The 24733-nt window shown below is 71.9% G+C and carries 22 protein-coding genes and 1 tRNA gene; 9 read left to right on the top strand and 14 right to left on the bottom strand.

Annotation, left to right across the window (positions count from 1 at the left end; translation table 11 throughout):
* Nucleotides 1-16: 16 nt before the first annotated feature.
* Both WMF24_RS26985 and WMF24_RS26980 read left to right on the top strand, forming a co-directional pair.
* On the top strand, nucleotides 17-1048 hold the full coding sequence (locus WMF24_RS26985; RefSeq protein WP_437730265.1) for a synaptic vesicle VAT-1 family membrane protein: 1032 nt from the start codon (nucleotides 17-19) through the stop codon (nucleotides 1046-1048).
* A 673-nt stretch (nucleotides 1049-1721) separates the two neighbouring features.
* Entirely contained in the window at nucleotides 1722-2672 is a 951-nt protein-coding gene (locus tag WMF24_RS26980; protein WP_437730264.1) for a hypothetical protein, read from the top strand.
* Between the two features lie 116 nt (nucleotides 2673-2788).
* On the opposite strand, the gene WMF24_RS26975 is transcribed toward WMF24_RS26980, so the two are convergent.
* From WMF24_RS26975 to WMF24_RS26960, 4 genes are all read right to left on the bottom strand, one after another.
* Complete coding sequence (locus tag WMF24_RS26975; RefSeq protein WP_437730263.1) at nucleotides 2789-3139, bottom strand: DUF5615 family PIN-like protein; 351 nt, start codon at nucleotides 3137-3139, stop codon at nucleotides 2789-2791.
* Nucleotides 3140-3388: a DUF433 domain-containing protein gene (locus tag WMF24_RS26970; protein ID WP_437730262.1), complete on the bottom strand. Its 249-nt coding sequence runs from the start codon at nucleotides 3386-3388 to the stop codon at nucleotides 3140-3142.
* 92 nt (nucleotides 3389-3480) lie between these two features.
* The gene (locus WMF24_RS26965) at nucleotides 3481-4242 is read right to left on the bottom strand and encodes a sigma-70 family RNA polymerase sigma factor (protein WP_437730261.1); all 762 of its coding nucleotides are present in this window, start codon (nucleotides 4240-4242) and stop codon (nucleotides 3481-3483) included.
* Entirely contained in the window at nucleotides 4239-4547 is a 309-nt protein-coding gene (locus WMF24_RS26960; protein WP_437730260.1) for a hypothetical protein, read from the bottom strand. Before WMF24_RS26960 ends, WMF24_RS26965 begins: the two co-directional genes overlap by 4 nt.
* Nucleotides 4548-4718: 171 nt before the next feature.
* Here WMF24_RS26960 and WMF24_RS26955 point away from each other — a divergent pair, with 171 nt between their 5' ends.
* The gene (locus tag WMF24_RS26955; protein ID WP_437730259.1) at nucleotides 4719-6335 is read left to right on the top strand and encodes a serine/threonine-protein kinase; all 1617 of its coding nucleotides are present in this window, start codon (nucleotides 4719-4721) and stop codon (nucleotides 6333-6335) included.
* 254 nt (nucleotides 6336-6589) lie between these two features.
* Here WMF24_RS26955 and WMF24_RS26950 read toward each other — a convergent pair whose 3' ends face one another.
* The 4 genes from WMF24_RS26950 to WMF24_RS26935 form a co-directional block, all read right to left on the bottom strand.
* Nucleotides 6590-6877: a hypothetical protein gene (locus WMF24_RS26950; protein WP_437730258.1), complete on the bottom strand. Its 288-nt coding sequence runs from the start codon at nucleotides 6875-6877 to the stop codon at nucleotides 6590-6592.
* Nucleotides 6878-7075: 198 nt separating this feature from the next.
* Nucleotides 7076-7150 (bottom strand) — tRNA-Thr (locus WMF24_RS26945).
* A gap of 105 nt (nucleotides 7151-7255) precedes the next feature.
* Nucleotides 7256-8182 carry an alpha/beta fold hydrolase gene (locus tag WMF24_RS26940; RefSeq protein ID WP_437730257.1) on the bottom strand — a complete coding sequence of 309 codons (927 nt, stop codon included), beginning with the start codon at nucleotides 8180-8182 and terminating at the stop codon, nucleotides 7256-7258.
* 54 nt (nucleotides 8183-8236) lie between these two features.
* Nucleotides 8237-9016 carry a peroxiredoxin gene (locus tag WMF24_RS26935; RefSeq protein ID WP_437730256.1) on the bottom strand — a complete coding sequence of 260 codons (780 nt, stop codon included), beginning with the start codon at nucleotides 9014-9016 and terminating at the stop codon, nucleotides 8237-8239.
* 78 nt (nucleotides 9017-9094) lie between these two features.
* Here WMF24_RS26935 and deoC point away from each other — a divergent pair, with 78 nt between their 5' ends.
* The 3 genes from deoC (at nucleotide 9095) to WMF24_RS26920 (ending at nucleotide 12730) form a co-directional block, all read left to right on the top strand.
* Nucleotides 9095-10048, top strand: coding sequence for a deoxyribose-phosphate aldolase (gene deoC, locus WMF24_RS26930; RefSeq protein ID WP_437730255.1), 954 nt, complete (start codon nucleotides 9095-9097; stop codon nucleotides 10046-10048).
* Between the two features lie 166 nt (nucleotides 10049-10214).
* Nucleotides 10215-11780 (top strand): aldehyde dehydrogenase family protein, encoded by a 1566-nt coding sequence (locus WMF24_RS26925; RefSeq protein ID WP_437730254.1) that lies wholly within the window; start codon nucleotides 10215-10217, stop codon nucleotides 11778-11780.
* A gap of 110 nt (nucleotides 11781-11890) precedes the next feature.
* Complete coding sequence (locus WMF24_RS26920) at nucleotides 11891-12730, top strand: aldehyde dehydrogenase family protein (protein WP_437738859.1); 840 nt, start codon at nucleotides 11891-11893, stop codon at nucleotides 12728-12730.
* A gap of 25 nt (nucleotides 12731-12755) precedes the next feature.
* Here WMF24_RS26920 and fmt read toward each other — a convergent pair whose 3' ends face one another.
* Nucleotides 12756-13691 carry a methionyl-tRNA formyltransferase gene (gene fmt, locus WMF24_RS26915; RefSeq protein ID WP_437730253.1) on the bottom strand — a complete coding sequence of 312 codons (936 nt, stop codon included), beginning with the start codon at nucleotides 13689-13691 and terminating at the stop codon, nucleotides 12756-12758.
* A gap of 75 nt (nucleotides 13692-13766) precedes the next feature.
* Nucleotides 13767-14543, bottom strand: a complete 777-nt coding sequence (locus tag WMF24_RS26910; protein ID WP_437730252.1) for a formylglycine-generating enzyme family protein — start codon at nucleotides 14541-14543, stop codon at nucleotides 13767-13769.
* Between the two features lie 359 nt (nucleotides 14544-14902).
* Between WMF24_RS26910 and lon the strand changes: the two genes are divergently transcribed.
* Both lon and WMF24_RS26900 read left to right on the top strand, forming a co-directional pair.
* A complete protein-coding gene (gene lon, locus WMF24_RS26905; RefSeq protein WP_437730251.1) occupies nucleotides 14903-17356 on the top strand; it encodes an endopeptidase La in 2454 nt (817 codons plus the stop codon).
* A gap of 221 nt (nucleotides 17357-17577) precedes the next feature.
* Nucleotides 17578-18747 carry an FHA domain-containing protein gene (locus WMF24_RS26900; RefSeq protein ID WP_437730250.1) on the top strand — a complete coding sequence of 390 codons (1170 nt, stop codon included), beginning with the start codon at nucleotides 17578-17580 and terminating at the stop codon, nucleotides 18745-18747.
* Nucleotides 18748-19058: 311 nt separating this feature from the next.
* On the opposite strand, the gene WMF24_RS26895 is transcribed toward WMF24_RS26900, so the two are convergent.
* Together WMF24_RS26895 and WMF24_RS26890 are read right to left on the bottom strand one after the other, a co-directional pair.
* Complete coding sequence (locus WMF24_RS26895; protein WP_437730249.1) at nucleotides 19059-20123, bottom strand: hypothetical protein; 1065 nt, start codon at nucleotides 20121-20123, stop codon at nucleotides 19059-19061.
* A 104-nt stretch (nucleotides 20124-20227) separates the two neighbouring features.
* Nucleotides 20228-20935: a hypothetical protein gene (locus WMF24_RS26890; protein WP_437730248.1), complete on the bottom strand. Its 708-nt coding sequence runs from the start codon at nucleotides 20933-20935 to the stop codon at nucleotides 20228-20230.
* A gap of 147 nt (nucleotides 20936-21082) precedes the next feature.
* Between WMF24_RS26890 and WMF24_RS26885 the strand changes: the two genes are divergently transcribed.
* On the top strand, nucleotides 21083-21790 hold the full coding sequence (locus WMF24_RS26885) for a hypothetical protein (RefSeq protein ID WP_437730247.1): 708 nt from the start codon (nucleotides 21083-21085) through the stop codon (nucleotides 21788-21790).
* A 33-nt stretch (nucleotides 21791-21823) separates the two neighbouring features.
* Here the strand turns inward: WMF24_RS26885 and tssG are convergent, their stop codons facing one another.
* Nucleotides 21824-22957, bottom strand: a complete 1134-nt coding sequence (gene tssG / locus WMF24_RS26880; protein WP_437730246.1) for a type VI secretion system baseplate subunit TssG — start codon at nucleotides 22955-22957, stop codon at nucleotides 21824-21826.
* A complete protein-coding gene (tssF, locus tag WMF24_RS26875; RefSeq protein ID WP_437730245.1) occupies nucleotides 22921-24690 on the bottom strand; it encodes a type VI secretion system baseplate subunit TssF in 1770 nt (589 codons plus the stop codon). Before tssF ends, tssG begins: the two co-directional genes overlap by 37 nt.
* Between the last annotated feature and the right edge of the window lie 43 nt (nucleotides 24691-24733).

Genomic DNA, 24733 nt, shown 5'->3' with positions numbered 1-24733 from the left:
TCTAGAGCAGGTCCCCATGCGCAAGATCGTCGTCCACGAGCCCGGCAGCCACGACAAGCTCCGCGTCGAGGAGCACCCCGACCCGACCCCTGCGCGCGGCGAGGTGCTCGTCGACGTGCAGGCCGCGGGCGTCAATTACGCCGATTGTGTCGTCCGCATGGGTCTCTACGAGTCGGCGAAGAAGTACGTCGGCTGGCCGATCACGCCCGGCTTCGAGCTCGCCGGCACCGTCGCCGCGCTCGGCGAGGGCGTCTCCGATCTCGCCCCGGGGGCGCCCGTGTTCGCGGTGACCCGCTTCGGCGGCTACGCGTCGCGCGTCGTGGTCCCGCGGCACCAGGTCTTCCCGCTGCCCGCGCGCCTCACGCCGGAGCAGGCGGCCGGCTTCCCGGCGGTCTTCATGACGGCGTACTACGCGCTGTACGAGCTCGTGCGCCTGCGGCCGGGCATGGCGTTGCTGGTTCACTCGGCCGCCGGCGGCGTGGGCGGCGCGCTGGTGCAGCTCGGCAAGGTCGCCGGCTGTCGCGTGGTGGGCGTCGTGGGGGCGGCGCACAAGGTCGAGGCGGCGAGGCGGCTCGGCGCCGACGCGGTGATCGACAAGAGCCGCGAGCCGCTCTGGGTTGCGGCGGAGCGGCTCGCGCCCGAGGGCTACGACGTGGTGCTCGACGCGAACGGGGTCGAGACGCTGCGGCAGAGCTACAGGCACCTCGGGCCGGCGGGGAAGCTCGTCGTGTACGGCTTCCACACGATGCTGCCGCGGCAGGGCGGCCGCCCGAACTACGCGAAGCTCGCGCTCGACTTCGTGCGGATGCCGCGCTTCAACCCGCTCGACCTCTGCAACGACAACAAGAGCGTGCTGGCGTTCAACCTCTCGTACCTGTTCCACGAGACGGAGATCCTGCGCGAGGCCATGGAGCGGCTCGCGGGCTGGCTGGACGAGGGGCGCCTGTCGGCGCCGCCGGTGACGACGTACCCGCTGGAGCGGGCAGGGGAGGCGCACCGGGCGCTGGAGTCGGGCAGCACGGTGGGCAAGCTGGTGCTGACGATGTAGGGCGCCGGCGTGCTGCCTGAGCGCTGCCGGCGTGCCGCCTGAGCTGCTGGCGCGCGCGGCGTCGTGGGCTGCTCACGCCGGCGGGCCGCGCTGGCCGGATGACAGACGCCGGACAGCACGAAATCGCCACGGCCGGCATTCGTTCTTCCCCCTTGCCCCCCCGGGGGTCGAGAGGCTCCGGGGAGAATTGAAATTCAACCCGCAGGCTGTCGGGAGCCGCGGACAGAATTGAAATTCAACCCGGAGGCTGTCGAGAGGCTCCGGGGAGAATTGAAATTCAAAGCGGAGGCTGTCGAGAGCCGTCGGGAGAATTGAAATTCAACCCGGAGGCTGTCGGAAGCCGCGGGGAGAATTGAAATTCAACCTGGCACCTGCCGAGCGCCCACCAGGACAGCTTTTTGCCGGCCCGGCGGATCACCCGGCCGTGCAGGGCCGCGCGGAACAAGAAAACGACGGGGGCCCCGGTCGATTTTCGTGACCCGATCGGGGTCGCGCTCCCGATTTACCCCTGTGACGGGACAGAGCGACGCCGGGCGGTGATCCCCTTCGCGCGGCGCGCTCCTTCCCACGGGCCCCGGTCCATCGTGCGCTCGCGTCCCGCGCGGCGCGGCGATGGGCCGGGCCGGGTCCAACCAACAGCCTCCCTGTTCGAGGAGACTTCAGGAGGAGAGACATGCCTGCTGCGACGAAGACGAAGAAGCGCTCCCTGACCGCCGCCTCTGGAGAGCCGTCCTACACCCCGCCCATCTACGACCCTGCGGCCGGGAAGAAGGCCATCGAGGCGCTCGCCTCGCAGCTCGACGGCCTCTCCGAGGCCGAGCTCGTCACCGTGAGGATGGACGTCGAGGCGGCCACGTACGCGGCGCTCGGCGTCGTCGGCTTCGTGTCATCGCCCGACGTGCGCGCGCGCTTCGCGCGGCTGCCCCGGGAGGAGTTCGACATCACCCACCTCGACGAGCTCGGGCTCGCGTGCTTCGCCACGCTCCACGCGCTCGCGGAGGCGCGGGCCGCCGGCGCGCTCGAGACGGACGCGCGGCTGCCGGAGGCGCTCGTCACCGAGGCGGTGGAGGTCGAGGGGCGCATGCAGGCGCTCTGCGAGTACCAGCTCGCGGACGATCCCGCGATCAAGCCGGAGCTCGACCGGCTGCGGCCGGGCACCGGCCACCGCGACCTCGCGAACGACCTGCTCGGCTACGCGCGGATCTACGAGCTGCGCGCCGACGTGGTGAAGGCGGACCGGAAGCACTACCGGGCCGGCGACGCGGCGCGGGCGCGGGAGCTGGCCGGGGTGATGATCCAGAAGCTCTCGGCCGCGCTGACGCCGAAGGCCCGGGAGGCCTACGACCGGTACGTGCGGGTCTGGACGCTGCTCTGCCAGCGCTACGACGAGGTGCGGGCGGCGGCGCTGTGGCTCTGGCGAAAGAACGCGCGCGTGCAGGAGCGGTTCCCGTCGCTGTTCGTGGCGGGCCGGCCGAACGTGGGCCGGTCGAGGAAGGAGACGCCGAAGGGGAGCGAGGGGCCCGGGAAGGGCGGCAGCGGCGGTGGCGGGACCGGCGGCAGCGGCGGCGGGGAGGACCCGGACATGACGCCCGTCCCGGATCTCGTGGCGGAGAGCCCTGCCTGAGCGAGGCGACGGTGCCGTCCTGCGCGCGAGCCGCTTCGAGCGCAGGGCGGCAGCGCAGCGTTTCCGGGCTTCCGGCTCGCGATGCGTTCGCGTGCAGGCGGGTCGCCTGACCGGGATCACGGGCGGACGATGCGGATCGATGCCTCGCCCACCACGACAAACGCGCCGGCCAGATCGGCGGCATGGTGCGCCAGGAGGCGCTGCAGGGCGGCGATCTTGCTGGCGCTGCGCTCGTCTGCCAGCCGAAGCAAGACGACGCCGCGATGCGGCTGGCGGGAGCGGAACACGCGCTCCCCGAAGTCCGTATCGTTCGTGATGAGGATCCGGTCTTCCTGGACAGCCATTGCAAGCACGCTGGCGTCGTCGAGGCCGCGAGCTTGTTCGTAAACCGAGAAGACGTCGTGCTGCTGATCGCGCAGCCAGCTCGCCACGCGCGGTCCAGTGCACTCATCTACCAGGAACCGCACTCAGACCGCTTCCCTCAGGCTCGGCAGAAATGAGGTCTGCTCCAGGGAGCGGCTGGCGAAGAGCAGGCAGGCCTGGATGTCCTCGCGGGTCAGGCCTTCGTACTCGTCCAGGAGTTCGTCGACGGTGGCGCCGTGGGCGAGCAAGCCCAGAAGGAACGGCACGGTGAGCCGGGTCCCGCGCACGACCGGCTTCCCGGACATGATCTCGGGTTCGGCGGTGATGCGTTCGAGCAGGCTCTGGTCCGTCATGGGGTGCCCTCGGCGGCTCAAGCTTAGCAGGATCACCCCCCATCGCGCCGCCGTTCGCGCGGGGCGGCCACTGGCGTGCTTGCGCCACGGGATCACCCCCCGGGGGGACCTCCGGAGCTCATCCGGGGGCCGCGCCCGGAGACCCCGGCCCGCTCCGGCGCGGACGCGTCCCCCTGCGCGCGCTGCCGTTCCGCGCGCAGCGCGGCGGCGAAGCGCTTCCGGGCCGCGGTGCCGCGCCGCTTCGCGGTGCTCTCCGAGCAGCCGAGCGCGTCGCCGATCGCCTGCCAGGTCCGCTGCTCGACGTGATGGAGCAGGAGGACGCGCCGCTCTCCCTCCGTGAGCCGCGCCAGCGCGTCCTCCGCCGCGCGGATCGCGCGCTCGTACGTGGCGCGGAGCCGCTCGCCCTCCTCGCCTGGCGCGGCGAGCGCTCGCCCCACGAGGCCGAGCACCGCCGCCGCGGCGACCTGGTCGCCCATCTCGTCGACGTGCGCGGTCGTCTCGGCGTCGCCGTCGGCGAGGAGGTCGCTCGCGTCGTGCACCGCCTCGGCGGCGTCGTAGCCGTCCTCGCGGGCGGCGCGCCAGTGCTTCGACTCCTGCCGCAGCGCGTCCGAGAGCGCGCCGTCGATGCGCCGCCACGCGTAGACCGCGAAGGGGACGCCGCGGGCGGGGTCGTACCCGAGCGCGGCCTCGTGGAGCGCCTGGAGCGCGGCGGAGCGGAGATCGTCGGCCACGTAGCGCGCGCGCGTGCGCCGGAGGAACTGGTCGCAGAGCTTCTCTGCGAGCGGCACGGCCTGCGCGACGAGCGCCTGCTGCTCGGGGCTCAGCGGCCTCTGCGCCCGGTCGTCGGGGCTCATCGGGGGCGCCCTCGGCCGCGTCCCTGGTTTGCGCTCGACCTCGCCGCGAGCCGCTCCGCCGCCGCGGCCAGCGCCGCCGGATCGCGCCGGTCGACCTCGCCGCTCGAGGTGGGCGGCGTGCGCGGGCGGATCCGGTCGACGAGCGGGGCGGCGACGGGGTGCGTCGCGAGGAAGCGCGCGGTCAGCGCGCGCAGCGCCTCGAGATCCTGCGCCGGCAGGAGATCGGCGTAGGGCGCGACGGCGTGGTCGACGCGGGCCTCGAGGGTCGGATCGCCGTCGTCGGGTTCGGGGCGCTGGCTCGACATGGGGCTCCGGGGGCGCGCTGCTCGGGCGCGGCGTGCGTCGAGCGCGCGATGGACACCCGAAGCTACCTTTCCCCGGGAGGGGCAACAAGGGTAGAGAAGCGACGATGGCCGGTGTGTTGCGGCGTGGCGCGCCGCGAGGCGGGGAGTCGCGAGGTGGCGGGGAGTCGCGAGGTGGCGGGGAGTCGAGAGGTAGAGAGCGTCGATGATCTGACGCGCCCCGGGGCGCTGTTCCAGGGGCGCTTCCTGATCGACCGCCTCCTCGGGCGCGGCGGGATGGGCGAGGTCTGGGCCGCGCTCGACACGACGCTCGAGCGCCCGGTGGCCATCAAGATCATCCACCGCGCGCTCGCGGGGGAGGCGCGCTACGCCGAGCGCTTCCTCCGGGAGATGAAGCTCGTCGCGCGGGTGGCGCACCCGAACATCGTGCGCCTGTACGACGCCGGAAGGGCAGCGGACGGGCGGCTCTTCATGGTGATGGAGCGCGTGGTCGGCGTCGCGCTGCGGGAGATGATCGCCGGCGGCGCGCGGCTCGACGTGGTGCGCGCGCTCCACTGCGCGATCCAGATCGCGGACGCGCTCTCGACGGCGCACGCGGCCGCGCTGGTGCACCGCGATGTGAAGCCCGAGAACATCCTGGTGAGCGACGGCGTGCGCGCGCGCCTCGTCGACTTCGGCGTGGCGAAGGACGCGCGCGGGCTCGCGCTGACGCGGCTCGGGAGCGTGGTCGGGACGTCGCGCTACATGGCGCCGGAGCAGGTGAAAGGGGGCGCCGTGGACGCGCGCGCGGACGTGTATGCGCTCGGCGTGGTCCTCTACGAGATGCTGGCGGGGGTGCACCCGTACGCGGTGCTCGACGAGGCGTCGGGCATCGGCGAGACGGAGATCCAGGCGGCGCACGTGCACCTTCCGGCGGCGCCGCTGCCGGACGTGCTGCCGGGGTGCCCGGAGGCGCTGTGGCGGGCGGTGGCCACGTGCCTCGCAAAGCGGCCGGAGGAGCGGTTCGCGCGGGCGGCGGACCTCGCGGAAGCGCTGCGCGACGTGGCGCGGCGGGTCGTGCCGGGCGAGGTGGCGCCGGAGGACGCGACCGCGCGGCAACTCGTGCGCGAGGCGGAGGATGCGGCGCGGGAGAGGGCGATCCGCGGGCGCGGGGAGATGGACCGGGAGGAGGAGGGGACGGCGAGGGGGGCGGCGCGGTCGGTGGACGCGCTGCGGGCGGGGGCCGCGCCGGTGGGCGGGGTAGCGGCGGGAGCCGCGGAGGGCAGGGCGGCGGCGGGCGCAGATGCGCGGGGCAGGCTGGGGATGGCGCAGCAGTTCAAGGTGGACCCGGCCTGGGGGCTGCGAGAGGTGGGGGAGCCGGAGAAGGGGACCTGGAGCGAGGATGTGGCGGCCGGGGCGCGGTTGCGGTGGCCAGCGCTGCTTCCGATCGAGGGTGGGGTGGCCGAGACGGCGGAGGGGGACGGCCCGGGGGCGGGTGGGCCCGGTGCGGCAGAAACCAGCGCGCTGGTGAGCACGGAGAAATGGGACGGTGCGGCGGTTCCAGCGGCGGGAATGGGGACGCCCGCGAGCACGGAAAAGTGGGCGGGGGCAGCGGCGGTCATGGCGGCGAGGCCGGCGGGAGAGCGGCTGGCGAGGACGGAGCCCTGGGAGCAGGCGAGGGCTGGCGCTGGCGTGATGGCGACGCGTGCGGCGTCGTCGCGGATACGCTGGGTGCTCGTCGTTGTCGGGGTGCTGGCCCTTGGTCTGGTGGCGCTCCTTGCCACTGTGGTGGTCGGGAGCATGAGGCGGTGACGCGCCCCCGGGATCTGCCTCTGGCTTTGCCGGCCAGTCGCCGCGCGCGCCCACGGGACATGCGATGTCAGATCATGAGCTTTGCAGGGAGGCCGCGCGCTCGACGGACCCGACCACTCACCTGACCATCGTGAGGTTCACCAGCAGGCTCCTGTGAAGAACAGCCGGCCGGCTTTGCTCGCCCCTCCGACCGCGCTGTCGACGCAGGTGCCGCAGATCCTCCGGAACGCGCAGAATCCCGCGCATCAAGCCCCTCACTCGCCTTCATCTCCCGCGAGGAGGCCATGCACCGAGAACTCGACCGCATCGAACGGCTCGGCACGGGGAAGACCCATCCCCCCTGGCCCGCGTCCCCGGGCGCGCGGCCCGTAAGCCCCGGCGATCTCCGTGGTGAGCTCCGCCTGCGCGGCGCCGTGGCGAGAGCTCGGCAGCGCTTTGTGGACGAGCTCGCCATCGACTATCCCGTGGAAGCGCTCCGCCTCGGGAATCGCCAGGAGGTCCTCCACCGTCGCATGGCGGCATCCCGGGGTAGCGCTCGACATGAGCGCAACGATAAGGCGACTACCGCGATGCGGCCAGCAGCGCCTGGGTTCCAGGAGCGCAGCTCGGTAGAGCAGCGGTCTCCTGAACCGAAGGCCGCAAGCTCACGAGCTCCCAAGGGGGTATGCTCGTCGCGCATGCCGCTGCACGCCAGCGGTCTTCTGCTCACCCGGCGGTGAGCGCACACGCTGACACTGTCCTGGAGCCACCTTCGGGACTTGAACCCGAGACCTACGGTTTACGAAACCGTTGCTCTACCACTGAGCTAAGGTGGCACGCCTCGCGTTGAGGAGGCGCGCAGATTACCTACTCGTCCTGCCAAGTCAAGGGCTTTTATTCACGCCCCGGGCGGCCTCGCCTTCCCCCGTGGGCTTCTGCCGTCACCTTCCGGGATTCCCCGGCCCCGCCGAGCCCGCGCCCGCGTCCACGTCCGGGTTCCCTCGGCCGAAGAACTCCGCCAGCCGCGCCGCCAGCTCGCTCGCCGCCGACCAGTGCATCATGTGGCCGGCCTCCGGCAGCTCGACGTGCTCCGCGCGCCGGAGGCTCGCCGTCCGATCCGCCTCGTCCGGCGGGTGCCAGCCGTGCGGCCCCCCGCTCACGACGAGCGTCGGGCACGCGATGCGCTCCAGGAACGCCTTGAACGCCTCCAGCTGGAACACGAGCGGCGACGTCGTCCGGTGCACCGGATCGTACGCCCACGCGAGCCCTCCGCCCGGCTCCTCCCGCGTGAGCAGCGGCGCGCGCGTCGCGAGCACCTCGCGCGGCACGCGCGGGTGGTGCGCCACGAGCCGCGCGATCGCGTCCTGCATCGACGCGAGGCGCCGCGGCGCCCGATCGATCCCCTTCATCTCGCGCAGCCACGTCTCCATGCGCACGACCGCCAGCTCGGGCGCGTTCGCCGGCGGCCCCATGCCCTCGAGCAGCGCCAGGCGCTCGACGCGGTCGGGGCACGCGCCGGCGTAGTACACCGCGACCGCGCCGCCCATCGAGTGGCCCACCACGCCGAGCCGCGCCGGCGCGAGCGCGTCGACGAGCGCCGCGACGTCCGCGATGTAGTCGGGGAAGTAGTAGTAGCTGCCCGGGCCGACGCGCGCGCTCCGGCCGAAGCCGCGCAGGTCGGGCGCGACGACGTCGTGCCCTGCCCGCGCGAGCGGCTCGGCCACGAGATCCCACGTGCTCCCCGCGTCGAGGAAGCCATGGAGCAGCAGCAACGTCAGGCCGGTCGGCCGCGCGCCCTCGTCGCGGAAGCGATGGACGCACAGCCCGAGCCCGTTGACCTTCCAGGTGTCCGACGACCTATGCACCACGCGCGTGCTCTCGCGTGCGGATGCTCCCGTCAACCCCCCTCGCGCGCCGCGCCGTCACCGCTTCGCCGGCGCCGCAGGAGCCGGCGGCGGCAGCATGGCCCCCGTCGCCACCGGCACCGCCGTGCCCGGCGCCGCCGCCGCAGGCACCGCCGCGCCCGGCGCCGTGCCCGCGCCGCCGGGCGCCGTGCCCGCGCCGCCGGGCGCCGTGCCCGGCGCAGCGCCGTCCGATCCGGCCGGCGCCGCGCTGCCAGACCCCGCAGGCGCCACCGGGAGCGCGGCGCCCGTGAGCTGCGCGGCGTCCTTGAGCACCTCCTCGGCGTGCACGCCCGGATCCACGTCCGGATACACCTTCGCGACCTTGCCGTCGGGGTTGATCAGGAACGTCACGCGCGCCGTCATCCCGAGCCGCGTGGGCACGCCGAACGCGTTGGCCCACGTGCGATCGGTGTCGACGAGGATCGGGAACGGCAGCCGGTTCTCGGTGGAGAACTTCTCGTGCGACTCGCGCGAGTCGGACGACACGCCGAAGATCTGGACGTTTGCCTGCTTGAAGCGATCCCACGCGTCGCGGAACGCGCACGCCTCCTCCGTGCAGCCCGGCGTCCCGTCCTTCGGATAGAAGTACACGACCACGGCCCGGCCCCGCTGGTCCGACAGCCGCTGGATCGCGCCGTTCTGATCGGCGGCGAACACGTCGGGCGCGGGCGCGCCGACCGGGAGCAGCCCTTGTCCACCATCGGGTCGCTCGGCCGCGCCGCAGCCGAGCAGCGAGACAAGGGCAAAGACGACAGCAACTACGACAAATACGAGGGCAGTCGGGAAGCGTCTCATCATCAGAGCGCCACGTTAGCACGCACTCGGTAGGATCGATCCGACGCTTCTGATACGTTGCGCCGACAGGAGACGAGGCCGATGGCGATCTTCGGAAACGCGAGCGGCACCACCGACGGTACGGTGGGCCAGGGCAGGGGAATCACCTACCCCGATTTCTCTTCGCCTACCGTGGATAAGGTCATGGTCGAAGAGCGCGCAGCCGGGCTCGGCAAAAGGAGCATCAAGGGCCCCGCCAAGGTCGCCGGCCTCAAGCTCGCCATTTCCATGATGGACCTCACCACCCTCGAGGGAAAAGACTCCCCGGGAAAGGTCCAACAGCTCTGCCAGAAGGCGCTCCGACCCCACGAGCGCGCGGACATCCCTTCCTGTGCGGCGGTGTGCGTTTATCCCAAGCTCGTGCCCGTCGCCAGGCGAGCGGTCGAGGGCTCATCCGTCAAGGTGGCGAGTGTGGCGACCGCCTTCCCGAGCGGCCTGTCGACGCTCGCCGTCAAGCTCGCCGACGTGCGCCAGGCGGTCGAGCTCGGCGCCGACGAGATCGACATGGTGATCGACCGCGGCGCGATGCTCGCGGGCGAGTACGCCGCGGTCCACGACGAGATCGCGGCAACCAAGGAGGCCTGCGGGCGCGCGCACCTCAAGGTGATCCTGGAGACGGGCGAGCTCGGGAGCTACGACCGCGTCCGCAAGGCGAGCCGCATCGCGATGCTCGCCGGCGCCGACTTCATCAAGACCTCGACCGGGAAGATCACCCCGGCGGCGACGCCCCCGGTGACGCTCGTGATGCTGGAGGCGATCCGCGATCACGCGCACGCGACCGGCCGGCGCGTCGGGATGAAGCCGGCCGGCGGCATCCGCACGGCGAAGCAGGCGCTCCACTACCTCGTGATGGTCAAGGAGACCCTCGGCGACGCCTGGCTCTCGAGCGACCTCTTCCGCTTCGGCGCGTCGACGCTCCTCAACGACGTGCTCATGCAGCTCGAGAAGGAGCGGACAGGCGCTTACCAGAGCGGCGACTATTTCAGCAAGGACTGACCCGGCGCTCCGGCCGACCGTGCGCGGCGGCCGTACGCGCCCGAGCCCGCCGCGCGCAACCCGGCGAGCGCGCGCGCCCCCGGTCCCCTGCGCGCCTCAGCCCGCCGTGGGAGGCCACGGCCCGCTCCGATGTTCAACCCGCGGCGGCGGGCGTAGAGTGCGCGCCATGAGCGACAAGAGCACCGCCGCGGCAGGCGGCGACGGGGGCGCACCCCGGCAGACGATCGCCGCTCGGGACGCGGGCCCTGCGCGCGACGCCGCGCGTGACGCTGCCGACGCCGCCATCGTGTTCGGCGACGCGTGGCGCTACGCGCCGGCGCCCGAGGCGCGCGATCACGTGAAGATCGCGCCGCGGTACGACCTCTTCATCGGCGGCGCGTGGCGCGCCCCGGCGTCGGGCCGCTACCTGGACAGCATCAACCCGTCGACCGAGGAGAAGCTCTGCGAGTTCGCCGAGGCCTCCGAGCGGGACGTCGACCTCGCCGTGCAGGCCGCCCGGGCCGCGTACGAGAAGCACTGGTCGCGCCTGCGCCCGCTCGATCGCGGCAAGTACATCTACCGCATCGCCCGCGCCCTCCAGGAGAAGGCGCGCGAGCTCGCGGTCGTCGAGTCGCTCGATGGCGGCAAGCCGATCAAGGAGTCCCGCGACGTCGATCTGCCGCTCGCGGCCGCGCATTTCTTCTACCACGCGGGCTGGGCCGACAAGCTCGACCACGCCTTCCCGGGGCGCGACCCGCGCCCGCTCGGCGTCGCGGGCCAGGTGATCCCGTGGAACTTCCCGCTCCTCATGGCGGCGTGGAAGCTCGCCCCGGCCCTCGCGGCGGGCAACACGTGCGTCCTCAAGCCCGCCGAGACGACGCCGCTCACCGCGCTCCTCCTCGCGAAGATCATCGAGGAGGCCGACCTCCCGCCCGGCGTCGTCAACGTGGTCACGGGCGCTGGCCCGACGGGCGCCGCGGTCGTCGGCCACCCCGGCGTCGACAAGGTCGCCTTCACCGGCTCGACCGAGGTCGGCAAGCGCATCCAGCGCGCGCTCGCCGGCACCGGCAAGAAGCTCACCCTCGAGCTCGGCGGAAAGGCCGCCAACATCGTCTTCGAGGACGCGCCGCTCGACCAGGCCGTCGAGGGGATCATCGGCGGCATCTTCTTCAACCAGGGGCACGTCTGCTGCGCGGGCTCGCGCCTCCTCGTCGAGGAGAGCGTCCACGACGCGCTCCTCGTCAAGCTGCGCGAGCGCATGGCCACCCTGCGCGTCGGCGACCCGCTCGACAAGAACACGGACGTCGGCGCGATCAACTCGCGGGCGCAGCTCGAGAAGATCCAGGAGCTCGTCGCCGCGGGCGAGCGCGAGGGGGCCGCGCGCTTCTCGGTGAGCTGCGCGCTCCCGCAGCGCGGCTACTGGTTCGCGCCGACGCTGTTCACGGGCGTCGCGCAGTCGCACCGCATCGCGCGCGAGGAGATCTTCGGCCCCGTGCTCTCCATCCTGACCTTCCGCACGCCCGAGGAGGCGATCGAGAAGGCGAACAACACGATGTACGGGCTGTCGGCCGGCGTCTGGACGGGCAAGGGCTCGAAGAGCTTCTGGGTCGCGCAGCGCCTGCGCGCCGGGGTCGTGTGGGCGAACACGTTCAACAAGTTCGATCCGAGCTCCCCGTTCGGCGGCTACAAGGAGAGCGGCTTCGGCCGCGAGGGCGGGCGCCAGGGGCTGCTCGCCTACCTCGAGGTGGACTGATGGCGCTCGGCAACCAGGACAGCAGCGAGAGCGAGGGGCGCGCGGCGACCGGCGCCGGCGCGCACGACGCCCCGGCGGGCGAGCGCGTGGGCGTACGCAAGGCGTACAAGATGTTCGTGGGCGGCGCGTTCGTGCGCTCGGAGTCCGGGAGGTACACGCAGGTGCGCGATCACGGCGGCGCGGGCGCGGTCGAGAACATCCCGCGCGCGTCCCGCAAGGACGGGCGCGACGCTGTGGTCGCGGCCGCCGGCGCGTTCGCCGGCTGGTCGTCGCGCTCGGCCTTCAACCGGGGGCAGATCCTCTACCGCCTCGCCGAGATGCTCGAGGCGCGGCGCGCGGAGCTCGCGGCCTCGCTCGAGCGCGGCGGGCTCGACGCCGGCGCCGCGCAGCGCGAGGTCCTCGCGACGATCGATCGCGCGGTCGCGTACGCCGGGTGGGCCGACAAGTTTCAGAGCCTGTTCTCGAGCCTGAACCCGGTCGCGGGCCCGCACTTCACCTTCACGGTGCCCGAGCCGATGGGGGTCGTCGTCATCGCGGCGCCGCCGCGCCCGGCGCTCCTCGGCCTCGCGAGCTCCCTCTTGCCGGTGATCACCGCCGGCAACACCTGCGTCGTGCTCGCGAGCGAGGCGGACCCGCGCACCTCCCTCGTCTTCGGCGAGGCGCTCGCCACGAGCGATCTCCCGGGCGGCGTCGTCAACGTCCTCACCGGCCAGCTCGCGGAGGTGCTACCGCACCTCGCCGCGCACATGGAGGTCGCGGCGCTCGACCTGCACGGCGTGGACGCGGCCCTGCAGAAGCGCCTCGAGGAGGCGGCCTCCGCCACGGTCAAGCGCGTGCGCGCCCGCGCGCTCGACGAGGCGGCGTGGTTCGACGACAGGGCGGCGACGTCCCCCCGCTGGATCGAGCGGTTCGTCGAGATGAAGACGATCTGGCACCCGGCAGGGCCCTGACGCCGGCGCCCGCGCCGCGCGCGGCTCAGGTGCCGAGCACCATCCCCGTCTGCAGCGTCCGCCCGGCCACGAGATCCGCGGCGGCGAGCGGCTTCCGTCCCTCGACCTGCGCCCGCAGGATCTGGATCGCGCCCGTGCCGCAGGCGACGATCACCACGCCGCGGCCGGCCATCACCACGGTGCCCGGCGGCGCCTCGCCGTGCGGCGCATCGCTCTCCACGCGCGCCGCCAGCACCTTGAGCGCCTTGCCCCCGATCGTCGTGAAGGCGCCCGGCCACGAGGTCATCCCCCGGATGTGGTCGTGGATCTGCCGCGCGCTCCGGTCCCACCGGACGCGGCCGTCCTCCTTCTTCAGGAGCGGCGCGTGCGTCGCCGCCGCGTGGTCCTGCGCGGTCAGCTCGAGCTCGCCGTCGACCGCGCGGCGGAGGTCCTCGCGCACGACGCGCGCCGCGAGCGCGCCGAGCTCGACGGCGAGCTCGTCGGCCGTCGTGTCGGGGCCGATCGGCGTGCGGTGCACGGCGTAGACAGGCCCCGTGTCCATGCCCTCATCCATCTGCATCAGCGCGACGCCCGTCTCCGCCTCGCCCCGGACGATCGCCCAGGTGATCGGCGCGGCGCCGCGGTAGCGCGGCAGGATCGACGCGTGCAGGTTCATGCACCCGCGCCGCGGCGCCTCGAGCACCGCCTTCGGCAGGATGCGCCCGTAGGCGATCACGAGCGCCACGTCGGCGCCGGCGTCCCTCACCCACGCGGCGAACTCGGGCGTGCGGATCTTCTCGGGCTGCACGACCGGGATGCCGAGCTCCCCCGCCTTCACCTTGACCGGCGGCGCCTTCAGCTCGAGCCCGCGTCCGGCCGGCCGATCCGGCTGGCAGACGACGCCGACGACGTTGGCGATCGACGCGAGCGCCTCGAGCGAGGGCACGGCGATGGCGGGGGTCCCGAAGAAGAGCGCGCGCACGCCCTGGCTTCTAGCAGGAGCCGCGCGTCATCGGGCCTTCTTCTTCGCGGCGAGCTCCGCCGCGGCGGCGCGGCGTCAGGGCGTCCCCGCCGCGGGGCGCGGGTCCGCGCAGCAGCGGAAGCCGGTCTCGTAGAACACGAACGTCGGGTCGTGTGCGTCGTTCGTCCCGCGGCACCCCGTCCACGGCTTGGCCCAGAAGCCGCCCATGAGCGCGCCCGGCCACCGGCGGCCGGGGCGCGACGCGACCCACTCCTCGACGTTGCCCATCATGTCGAAGACGCCGAAGGCCGAGGCGCACCCCGGGTACGATCCGCTCGGGGCGCCCTGCCAGAGCCGCTCCACCTCGCGCTGCGCGACCGCGCCGGAGGCGCCGAGCTTCCGCTCGTCGACCGGCCGCCAGGCCTTGCCGCTGTTGCAGACCGTCCTGTCGACGCGCCAGCCGTAGGCGAGCGGGCGCCGCTCGGGCCCCTCGCACGCGAGCTCCCACTCCTGCTCGGCGCAGACGCGCTTGCCGCGCGCCGCGCACCAGGCGGTCGCCATCTCGAACGACTGCATCACGAGCGGCTTCGCGCCGCGCTGGTTCGGCGCCTCGAACTGGTCCATGCACACGGCGATCTCGGTCGTCCGACCCTCCTCGGCGGTGATGCCTTCCCAGTAGGCGAAGCAGTGGGTCGCCTTGCCGTTCTTGACCGGCTCGACGCAGACATGCTGCACCTCGTCATGGTGCGTGCCGGTGACGAGCCGCATGTCCGGCGGGCACGCTGCGCTGGGGCCTGGATCGAGGGAGGGCGCCGCTGGCAGGCTGAGCATCGCGAGCGCGAGCGCGCCGAGGCCGAGCAGGGGATCGATCATCGTTCCGCGAGGGCTGCGAGGGCTGCGAGGGCTGCGATGAGCGGCGCTCTCTGCGGCGGATCCGCCGCGGAGGATCCTGCGCTGCGTCGACCAACGGGCGAGCGCTGCAGGTCGGAGCTGACCGCAGCGTATCCACATTCAAAAAAATGACCAGGGCTGTGGCACGCGGCATGCGCCGTGTCTATGGTGAGCTCCCGTAGCCTCGCGGGCTGTCTTCGGGCCAGCAGGGCTCCGCGTCGCACGATTCTCATCCGTCTGGATGCAAGCCAAGATGACCGGGGCGCGCGTCGACCGCGCGGCCCGGCCGCGGTTCATGAAGGGGTTTACCTCCCCCGGTCGGGTGCCTAGAGGAGATCGCCATGTCCGAGAAAAAGAACCCGCCGATGCCGCCGCGCTCCGAAGAAGAGGTCGTCTTCGGGGACGAGCTGCCGGTCCTGCCGATTCGCAATGCGGTCCTGTTCCCGGGCGCCGTTGCGCCCTTCGACGTCGGCCGCGAGAAGTCGGTCGCGCTGGTCGAGGATGTCGACAACCTCCCCGGCCCGGTCATCGCGATTTTTGCCCAGCGCGATCCGTCGACCGACGATCCCGGGGCTGAAGACCTGTACCCCATGGGCTGCGCCGCGCGCGTGCTGAAGGCGCTCAAGCACAGCTCGGGCAACTACTCGCTGATCCTGCAGGGCCTCACGCGGATCCGGCTGGAGAGCGTCACGGCGCACTCGCCGTACCTGCGGGCCAAGATCCGCCGCATGGACGAGCCGGCGACGGAGGACGTCGAGGCCGAGGCGCTGGCGATGAGCCTGCGCGACATCGCGAAGCAGGTCATCCAGCTCATGCCCGAGCTGCCGCGCGAGGCGGGCTCGCTCATCGACTCCATCCAGGCGCCCGGCGCGCTCGCCGACCTCGTCGCGGCCAACCTGGACGCGCCGGTCGAGGAGAAGGCGCAGCTCATCGAGACGATCGACGTCAAGGAGCGCATCCGCAAGGTGCTCCGGCTGCTCACGCGGCAGCTCGAGATCCTGAAGATGCGCGAGCGCATCAACTCCCAGATCAAGGAGGAGATGGGCAAGAACCAGCGCGAGTACGTCCTGCGCCAGCAGCTCAAGGCGATCAAGGAGGAGCTCGGCGAGGACGACGGCGATCAGGGCGATCTCGACGGCCTCGAGGACCGCATCGCGAAGGCGAACCTGCCGACCGAGGCGGAGACGGTCGCGAAGAAGCAGCTCAAGCGGCTGCGCACGATGCAGGTCGGGTCGGCCGAGTACACCGTGGTGCGGACGTACCTCGACTGGATCCTCGACGTGCCCTGGACGCAGTCGACGCAGGACAACCTCGACATCGGCAGCGTCCGCAAGGTGCTCGACGAGGATCACTACGGCCTGGAGAAGGTCAAGAAGCGCATCCTCGAGTACCTCGCGGTGCGCAAGCTGAAGCAGGACAAGAAGGGACCGATCCTCTGCCTGCTCGGCCCGCCCGGCGTCGGCAAGACCTCGCTCGGCCGGAGCATCGCGCGCGCCCTCGGCCGCAAGTTCCACCGCGTCTCGCTCGGCGGCGTGCACGACGAGGCGGCGATCCGCGGCCACCGGCGCACCTACGTCGGCGCGCTCCCTGGCCAGATCATCCAGGGCATGAAGAAGTCGGGGACGATCAACCCGGTCTTCATGATGGATGAGGTCGACAAGATCGGGCACGACTTCCGGGGCGACCCCTCGGCGGCGCTGCTCGAGGTGCTCGACCCGGAGCAGAACAACACCTTCGCGGATCACTACCTGGAGATCCCGTACGACCTGTCGCACGTGATGTTCGTCGCGACCGCGAACGTGGCCGACCCGATCCCGCCGCCCCTCCGCGACCGCATGGAGATCCTCGAGATCCCCGGCTACACGCGGAAGGAGAAGCTCGCGATCGCGCGGCAGCACCTCCTGCCGAAGCAGCTCTCCGAGCACGGGCTCACGACGGAGCAGCTCGAGGTCACGGACAAGGCGCTGGAGGAGATCATCGATCACTACACGCGCGAGGCCGGCGTTCGCTCGCTCGAGCGGCAGATCGCGGGCGTCATCCGCGGCGTGGCGGTGAAGGTGGCGGAGGGCGACACGCAGAAGCGGCGCGTCGACAACGAGGACGACCTGCACGAGTTCCTCGGCCCGGCGAAGTACACGAGCGAGGTCGCCGAGCGCACCGCGGAGAGCGGCGTCGCGACGGGCCTGGCGTGGACGAGCGTCGGCGGGGAGATCCTCTTCATCGAGGCGACGAGGATGTACGGCACGGGCAAGCTCCAGCTCACCGGCCAGCTCGGCGACGTGATGAAGGAGTCGGCGCAGGCGGCGCTGTCCTTCGTGCGCAGCAACGCGGGGAGGTACGGCATCGCGAAGGACTTCCTCGAGAAGAGCGACCTGCACATCCACATCCCCGCCGGCGCGATGCCCAAGGACGGGCCGAGCGCCGGTGTGACGATGTTCACGGCGCTGGTCTCGCTCCTCACGGGGATCAAGGTTCGCCACGACGTCGCGATGACGGGCGAGATCACGCTCCGCGGTCGGGTGCTCCCGATCGGCGGCCTGAAGGAGAAGGTGCTGGCGGCGCACCGCGCCGGCATCAAGCGCATCATCGTCCCCGAGCGCAACCGGGCGGATCTCGAGGAGGTTCCGAAGGAGGTCGTGGACGAGCTGCAGTTCTTCTTCGTCAGCCGGATGGAGCAGGTCCTCGAGGCCGCGCTCGAGCGGCTGCCCGAGCCCGCGCCCGCGACCGAGGAGTCGAAGGACGGAGAGAAGAAGGAGCTCGAGAAGTCCGAGAAGAGCTCGATCGCCAGCAACTGAGCCCTGATCGCTGAGCGACAGGGCTCCACGGGCGCCGCGCGTCTTGAACGCGCGGCGCTTTTTTCGTCAAGAGGGGGCGTGGCCCGGTGACTCCCGCTGCGCGCGCGCCGGTCCTGACGCGACGAAAGCGCGCTCCTCTGCGGTCGGCCTTTCGTCTCGACGGATGTCAAGCGAATCGGTAGCCTCGTCGTCGCATGAGGCCGTGCCCGAATTGCGCGTGGATGCTCAAGGAGACCGACACCGCCTGCTCGATGTGCGGTGCGAGCGTGGCCGGCGCAGCTCCTGGAGCCTCTGTCCCGGTCGCGCCGCCGCCGCCGGTGCAGGCGGGGGGCGCGTATGCTCCACCCGGCCCTCCGGGCTACCCGGCGCAGCCGGGCGCCTCCAACTATGGCGGCGCGGTGCCGCAGCCGGTGTCGTCGGGGTACGGCGCGATGGGGGGCGGGCAGGGCGCCTATCCTCCTCCGCCTCAGCCGGTCGGGCTGGGAGGCGGTCTCGCGGCGCCTGGCGGTGCCGTCGCGTTCTCGACGGGCGCCGAGGCTCCCTTCCCGGTCTCCCCGTGGGCGCGCGCGGCGCCCTCGGCGGGGCTCACGTCGCAGCCCTCGTCCCCGCCGGCGAACACGCCGGGCGTGCCGCCGGCCCAGCCGCCGCTTGCGTCGCCGATCCCGGGGATCGGGCCCGGGGCGGGGCTCGGCGGCCTCGGCGGCGCGATGGGGCAGCAGCCTGTGCCGCAGGCCCCGGTGTTCGGCGCGCCCCCGCCGATCGTATCGCCCCCGCCGATGGTGACGCCGGGGATGGTGGCGCCGCCGCCGCTTGTGCAGCAGGGCGGGGCGGTGGCGCCGCCGCCGCTCGTGCAGGGCGGGGTGCCCGCGGCGGTGCCGACGGGGACGCCGGGGATGGTGGCGCCGCCGCCGCTTGTTCAGCAGGGCGGGGCGGTGGCGCCGCCGCCGCTCGTGCAGGGCGGGGTACCGGCGCAGGTGCAGGTCAGGGCGCCGGCGATCGTCGCGCCGCCGGTGGTGCAGGGTGCGGTCCCGGGCGTTGTGCAGCCGGTGTCGGCGCAGCCGTCGCGCGTGCTCGTCGGCTTCATCGTGACGTTCCAGAACGATCCCGGCGGCAGCTTCTGGCCGATCTACAGCGGCCGCACCCAGGTCGGGCGCGCGGGGGCGGATCCGGGGACGGAGATCGGGCTCGCGGACGCGAGCGCCTCCTCGCGCCACGCGTCGCTCCACGCGGACCCGACGACGGGTCAGGTCTTCATCGAGGACGACGGCTCGCGGAACGGCACCTTCGTCAACGAGCAGCGCCTCGCGCAGGGCGAGCGCCGGCAGCTCCGCGACAACGACCGGCTGCGGCTCGGGAGCACGACGTTCGTGGTGAAGGTGCTGGTGGCGTGAGCGGAGGCGTCCAGTCCAGGACCGGAGGACAGCTCTGCGCCTGCTGCGGAAGAGAGGGATGCCTCGGCGATCGGGCCGTCATGCTCCCAGCGCAGAGGTGGCCAGTCTCGAGCGATCCTGTCGGCTGAGCTCGCCTAGAGCAACAAACGGGTTGAACCCGCCTGAAACGAGCAGACCTTCGAACCGCCAAGGCATTGTCTTCTTCTTGGCGTCCTTGGCGTCTTGGCGGTTCATTTCTCGCTCGCTCAACGTGACCGTTGTTCTAGGGGGCAGCCTAGCGATCGGGGCCCTCGGTCGACAGCGAGGCGGGGTTACTCTCCCCCTGCGCCGCCCGAGCCGCCTGCACCCGCACCGCCTCCGGTCATAGCGCTTGCGCTGCTGCCGTCAGGCGCTTTGCACTTGAGAAATCCGCTGCTGTCGAGCACACACGGCATTCCTGCGCAATCTTGATCCACTGCGCATGACTGACCATTGTCGCACCGCTTGTCGCAAAGCATGCCTCCGCAGTCGACGTCGGTCTCCAGTCCGTCCTTCTGGCCGTTCGCGCAGAGCGGCGCAGGAGGCGGGATGCGGCAGTTGAAGTATTCGATCACTTCCGGGGGGGTGGAGACCTGCTTCACCTTTTTCCCCTCTTCGTCCTCCACCTCCGTGATCGCTTCGCTCTGCGGGTAGTGGATACTGAGCTTGATGAAGCCTGCATAGTTCTCCACCGTTTCCGGCGCCGTCGGGCCGGCATCCGGCGGAGGCTGGTTGCCAGGGCTCGCCACCAGCACGGCTCGAGGCTGCAGCCTGTCTTGCCCGCTCGCCGCACATTCCTCGATGTCGACCCGGTTGAAGTGGTGGGATGTCCCGTCTGCACAATTCACATCGAGGATATCCCTGCCCTCCGGTGTCGCTAGTGTGATGGTCCTGCCGACCATACCCGTGCTGTCGGTGCCGGCATCCACGCACCCTTCAGCGCCGGCGTCGACGTCCTCACCGGTGCAGGGCACCTGAACGGTCACCGAGTAGCTGAATTCGCCTGAGAGCGTGACAGAACCGCACTCTGCTGCCTGGCTATCAAGTCGCTTGAACGCGACGCTTGTCGGTGGAAACGTCGCAATATCGAGGGGTGGATCGAAGACGATTTGCCCGCCACCTTCGAGGAAGCAGACGTCGAGCTTCTCTCGGCTTGCAAACGTGCCGCTTGGTGAGCTCTCGCCGGACGGCCAGCAGCGAGTCGAGGTTTCGTCCCGGAACTTGTGATAGCAGCTATTCGGCTCGTCGAGGAACGCGCAGATGTTCTCGAACTCCTCGCCGCAACCGGGAACAGACACGGCTGCGGTCACGGCGAGGAGCGGGGCGACGGCGGCGGCGAGCAAGACGTAACGGCGCATGGGCGCAGTCTACGCGGTCTCCCTGTGGGTAGGCCAGACTCGCAGAGGTCGCCCGTCGCGGCGGAGGCGACTCGCGCCTCCGCCCCCCGCGCCGGCGGCTCGGCTCAGAGCTCGGCGTACGGCCCCGGGACCACGTACGCGTCGTCGTTGCCCGCGTACGTGAACACCCCCCAGCAGACGAGCTTGTACTTGATCGCGAACGCCATCGCCTCCCTGAGGCTCGCCTTCGGCGCGAGCACGGCGAGGTTCGAGCGGTGGACGCCCCACCAGCCCGGGCCGTGCTGCAGCAGGGCGTCGTGGAGATCCTGCGTCGCGCCCTTCGCGTCCTCGAGCACCGCCAGGCGCAGCCGGACGAACGACCTGTCGCTCGCGGGGAAGTCGAACCAGTACAGGTTCGACCTCGCCAGCTTCGGGGAGATGTCCCCGGCGCCCTGGGCCGCGAGGAAGCGGGTGAGGTCGTCGGGCGACAGCTTCTGGGTGACCGGGTGCGTGTCGACGCCCTGGCACGTCTCGGGGCCGACCTTGAACTTGCCCAGCGCGAGCGACGGATCCTTGCCGTTCTCGGGTGTCAAGAGGTATCGATCGATGTCGGGCAGGTCGCTCGGGTACTCCACGCCGGCGTCGATGCCGCTGCACGCCGGGGCCCCCAGCGCCAGCGCGAGGGCCGCTGCCAGCGCAGGGCGTCGGGGCGCGCGGCGGCTCGGCGCCGGACGCCCGCGATCGGGGCTCGTGCTGCAGGGGGTGCTCGACGCGCTCGCCGCCGGTGCTCCGGCGGGCGCGCCCTTGCGGCTCGGTTTGCTTTCGTTCGACATGGCTCTCTCGCGGCGCCTGGGGCGCCGCCTCGATCGGCGGGCGCAGCGCTGCCCGGGCCGGGCAATCATTCAATGCCGGACGCCTCGATGGCAAACTCCTCTGCGAACATTTGGCTGGCGCGCCCCCGCTGGCCTAGAGTTCGGCCGATGAGGCACCTCGGAATGCCGATGCTCGCGCACGCCCCCGCCCCCCGCGCCCGGCGTCCGCTCGCAGCCACCCCAGGGCGCACCGGCGCGTCCTGCGCGGCCGTCGCCGCGATCGCGCTGCTCGCAGGCTGCGGCGGGTCGCCCACCGCCCCCAAGCAGGACGACGTCTTCTACCTGCACGGCGCGGCCGGCCTCCTGAGCAAGGACGCGAGCTTCGAGGTGCACTTCCCGCCGCTCGACGCCCCGGCCACCGACCGCGTGCCCCGCAGGATCGGCGTCGGCCTCATGAACGGCGACGTCCGCATGAGCCGCCCGATCGACTGGAACGTCGGCGGCGCCGACTACACGCCGGAGCGCCGCTTCATCACGTACCAGTCGCCGCGGCAGTTCCTGTTCTCGATCTACGAGCGCATCGACAGCCCCGAGGACCCGTGGCCCGACGTGCTCAAGCGCTACGAGGCCGACCTCGAGGAGCAGGGGGCGGAGATCCTCTCCGGCCGCGCGCCCGTGGCGACCGCGAACACGCAGGGGCGCAGCTACGTCGTCAAGGCGAAGATCCCCTCGAAGCCCGTCTCCGAGGCGTTCGCCCACGAGATCCTCGTCCGGAGCCCCCGCCGCGTCCTGCTCGTGCAGATCGTCCACCACGAGAACATCGACGCGAACGCCGACGAGATCACGGCCGCGCTCCAGAGCCTCACCGTCTACTGAACGCCGCAGCGCCGCGGCGCAGCGCGGCGTCGCTCACATCGGCGGCGGCTCGCCGCGATCCTCGTCGTCCTCGTCGTCGCCGCCCGCGAGGTGCTTGTCATCGAGGGGGATCGTGATCACGAGCCGCTCCGCCGCGGAGCCGCCGATCCACGCGGTGCGCTTGAGCGTGGAGGCGCGCGGCGAGCCGAGCTGGAACCGCGGCGCCTCGTCCGTATCCACGTGGATCTCGAGCATCACGTCGTGGATGCCCGGCGTGAACGTCTCGATGACGCCGCGCACGAGCTCCTGGCGGCTGCCGCCGGGCAAGAAGGAGAGGTACTCGTCGTAGCCGACGGGGCCGAGCACGACCTTGTAGCGGCCCGAGCCGTCGAAGACGTAGCGCCCCAGGGTCAGGCTCTCGCCGAGCTGGTGGTTCATCACGCCGAGCTTGTTCCGGAACGGCTTCTCGATCTTCGTCCAGTGACCGACGAACTGCTCGATGCGCACGCCGATGTTCCCGAGCATCTCGGAGAGCACGGTCTCGAGGTTCCGCGCCGAGCGCGACTTCGAGGCGAGGATGGACGCGTAGCGGAGGAAGAAGAAGCGATCGAGCGGCGTCTCGTAGTCGCGGAACCCGTCGAGGCCCACCGCGCAGAGCATCCGGCGCGAGAACGGGTCGGCGCCCCGCTTGCGGTAGGTGACGGGCAGCCGGTACTTGGTCCACGCGCGGTAGAGCAGCGACAGGAGCCGGTGATGGAGGACGTCGAGGAGCTCGCGGACCGGCTGCGGCCCGCCCTGGTAGTCCGCCAGCGCGATCTGCTCGATGAAGTACGCCGGCAGCGGCGACACCGAGCCGTACAGGGCGAGGAACGTCGTCGAGACGCGCGCCCGCTGCACCGCGTCCGGCGACTTGACCACCGCGAGCTCGCTCACGTCGCTCGAGGCGAAGATGAGCGACGGATCGCCGCGGAGCCGGATGCGCTCGTCCTGCACGGGCCCGAGCTGACCGACCGGCGGCGCGGCGGGGAACAGCCGCTCGAGCAGGTAGATGAGGCGGTAGTACGAGAACCGCGGCGCGGTCGCCTCGAAGCGCCGGAGCGTCTCCAGCGCGGCGGGGTCGGCGCTCGCGGCGCCCTTCGGCGCAGCGGCCTTCAGATCAGGGTCAGGCTGCCGCTCTTCGGCTCCCATTTGTGCACCACGCGTGTGTTCGTGCCGGTGACCGTCAGCTGCGTGAACGAGTTCAACGAGACGTAGGACCCCAGCATCTCGTTCAGGATGCTCGCGAACAGGTACATCTCCCCCTCGCCGACGAACCCGCCCTCGTCGAGCTCGATGTCGACCGCCACGCCGCGCACGGGCGCCCCGCGGTACAGCCGATCCGTCGGCCGCACGCGGATCGACTTGATCGCGGCCAGGCGGAGCTGGTTGGCGCGCGCCGCCTGACGGTCGACGATCGCCTGGAAGTTGTAGAGATCGACCGTCGCCCGGAGCACCTCGAGCTCGGTGATCGAGCGGTAGCTCATCGCCATGTGCGCCAGAACGCGCCACTGCAGCTCGCGCCCGATCGGCGGCGGGAGCGGCGCGGTGACGCCGGTGAGGTTGGTGAAGCTCGCCACCGCGGGGGACGTCGCCGTCGGCACCCGGAGATCGCCCACCCGGAGCTGCGCCGGCAGGCGGCGGTTCGTGCTCGTCGCCTCGATGCTGATCACGTCGAACTCGGGGAGGGCGCCCGCGTCCTGCGGCGAGCCGAACGACAGGTACATGTCGACCCCGTCGCCGATCGCCGCGGGGCGGAGGTGCGCCTGATAGAAGATCGTCCGCGCGGCGGCCTCGGGATCGAGCTCGTGCTGGAAGCTGAAGAACGAGGGGATCTCGACGCGCTGGCTCGTGCGCCGCGCGATCCCGACGACCTTGTCGATGCTGTGGATCTCGTAGGCGGAGGGCGCCGCGCCCGCCGGGCGGCACAGGTACTCGTGCTTGGTGGCCTCGGGCTTGATCGGGTCGCTCGTGTGCTCGAACAGGTTGACGACCGGCGAGCAGAAGAGGCGGAGGTTCTCCTTGCCGACCCGCGTGCCCGGCGGGAGCCCGTCCTTGAACTGCAGAAGGATCGCGAACCGGTCGGAGATCCGCTCCGCCGAGAGCGCCTGGAGCTCGGTCACCTCGAAGAACGCGAACTTCTGCGGGAGCGTGAAGAACTCCTGGAGCAGCCGGAAGCCGGGGTAGACGGTCTTCGGGTACGGGATCAGCGCCTCCTCGTCGGTGAAGCCCGTGAGCCGCACGGCGCGCGCGGGGAGCGACGCGATCGTCGTGTCCCGCCCGGCGGCGTCCACCGCGGCGAGCGCGACGGCGTCGACATGCGCGCCGACCCAGAGGCGCAGGTCGTCCTGGAGCCTGCGCTCGCCGTGGATGTAGAAGCGCAGCGACGAGAGCGACAGGCTCGACAGCGCGGCGCCCCCCGTCAGGCGGAGCTCGATGCGGAGCGTCTGCGCGAGCTGCGCGCCCGTGTCGACGCGCACGTCCTCGACCGCCAAGGGGACCAGCTCGACGTCCTGCGTCGTGCGGAACCGGCACGAGACGCCGTCGACCGGGACCGACCCGACCTCCGCGTGCCGGGCCACGACGAGCTTCTCGCGCACCACGTTCGGCAGCGGCGTGAACTCGACGATCGACGTCGCCGGGATCTGGCGGAGGTAGTGCGGGAAGAGCAGCGACGCGACCGAGTGGATGACCTCGGGGAGCTCGTCGTCGAGCTTCTGGCGGATCTTGCCCGTCAGGAAGGCGACGCCCTCGAGGAGCCGCTCGACGTCGGGGTCGCCGCCGCGCTCCGCGAGCATGGGCGCGATCCCGGGATAGGCGGCGGCGAACTCCCGCCCCAGGTCCCGCAGGTAGGTGAGCTCGTCCTGGTAGTACTTGTTGAACATCCTCTCGCCACCGCCAGTCGACCGCCGGGGCCGGAGCGTGTCA

Source organism: Sorangium sp. So ce1335, from assembly GCF_051521615.1.
GTDB lineage: Bacteria > Myxococcota_A > Polyangia > Polyangiales > Polyangiaceae > Sorangium.
Note: the sequence above shows the minus strand (reverse complement) of the source record. Positions and strands in the feature narration are given on the sequence as shown.

What these genes read in the sequence shown, in the direction of transcription:
- WMF24_RS26985 (WP_437730265.1), top strand. Translation starts at nt 17, where the DNA reads ATGCGCAAGATCGTCGTCCACGAGCCCGGCAGCCACGACAAGCTCCGC.
- WMF24_RS26980 (WP_437730264.1), top strand. Translation starts at nt 1,722, where the DNA reads ATGCCTGCTGCGACGAAGACGAAGAAGCGCTCCCTGACCGCCGCCTCT.
- WMF24_RS26970 (WP_437730262.1), bottom strand. Translation starts at nt 3,388, where the DNA reads ATGACGGACCAGAGCCTGCTCGAACGCATCACCGCCGAACCCGAGATC.
- WMF24_RS26965 (WP_437730261.1), bottom strand. Translation starts at nt 4,242, where the DNA reads ATGAGCCCCGACGACCGGGCGCAGAGGCCGCTGAGCCCCGAGCAGCAG.
- WMF24_RS26960 (WP_437730260.1), bottom strand. Translation starts at nt 4,547, where the DNA reads ATGTCGAGCCAGCGCCCCGAACCCGACGACGGCGATCCGACCCTCGAG.
- WMF24_RS26950 (WP_437730258.1), bottom strand. Translation starts at nt 6,877, where the DNA reads ATGTCGAGCGCTACCCCGGGATGCCGCCATGCGACGGTGGAGGACCTC.
- WMF24_RS26935 (WP_437730256.1), bottom strand. Translation starts at nt 9,016, where the DNA reads ATGATGAGACGCTTCCCGACTGCCCTCGTATTTGTCGTAGTTGCTGTC.
- deoC (WP_437730255.1), top strand. Translation starts at nt 9,095, where the DNA reads ATGGCGATCTTCGGAAACGCGAGCGGCACCACCGACGGTACGGTGGGC.
- WMF24_RS26925 (WP_437730254.1), top strand. Translation starts at nt 10,215, where the DNA reads ATGAGCGACAAGAGCACCGCCGCGGCAGGCGGCGACGGGGGCGCACCC.
- WMF24_RS26920 (WP_437738859.1), top strand. Translation starts at nt 11,891, where the DNA reads ATGTTCGTGGGCGGCGCGTTCGTGCGCTCGGAGTCCGGGAGGTACACG.
- WMF24_RS26910 (WP_437730252.1), bottom strand. Translation starts at nt 14,543, where the DNA reads ATGATCGATCCCCTGCTCGGCCTCGGCGCGCTCGCGCTCGCGATGCTC.
- lon (WP_437730251.1), top strand. Translation starts at nt 14,903, where the DNA reads ATGTCCGAGAAAAAGAACCCGCCGATGCCGCCGCGCTCCGAAGAAGAG.
- WMF24_RS26900 (WP_437730250.1), top strand. Translation starts at nt 17,578, where the DNA reads ATGCTCAAGGAGACCGACACCGCCTGCTCGATGTGCGGTGCGAGCGTG.
- WMF24_RS26895 (WP_437730249.1), bottom strand. Translation starts at nt 20,123, where the DNA reads ATGCGCCGTTACGTCTTGCTCGCCGCCGCCGTCGCCCCGCTCCTCGCC.
- WMF24_RS26890 (WP_437730248.1), bottom strand. Translation starts at nt 20,935, where the DNA reads ATGTCGAACGAAAGCAAACCGAGCCGCAAGGGCGCGCCCGCCGGAGCA.
- WMF24_RS26885 (WP_437730247.1), top strand. Translation starts at nt 21,083, where the DNA reads ATGAGGCACCTCGGAATGCCGATGCTCGCGCACGCCCCCGCCCCCCGC.
- tssG (WP_437730246.1), bottom strand. Translation starts at nt 22,957, where the DNA reads ATGGGAGCCGAAGAGCGGCAGCCTGACCCTGATCTGAAGGCCGCTGCG.
- tssF (WP_437730245.1), bottom strand. Translation starts at nt 24,690, where the DNA reads ATGTTCAACAAGTACTACCAGGACGAGCTCACCTACCTGCGGGACCTG.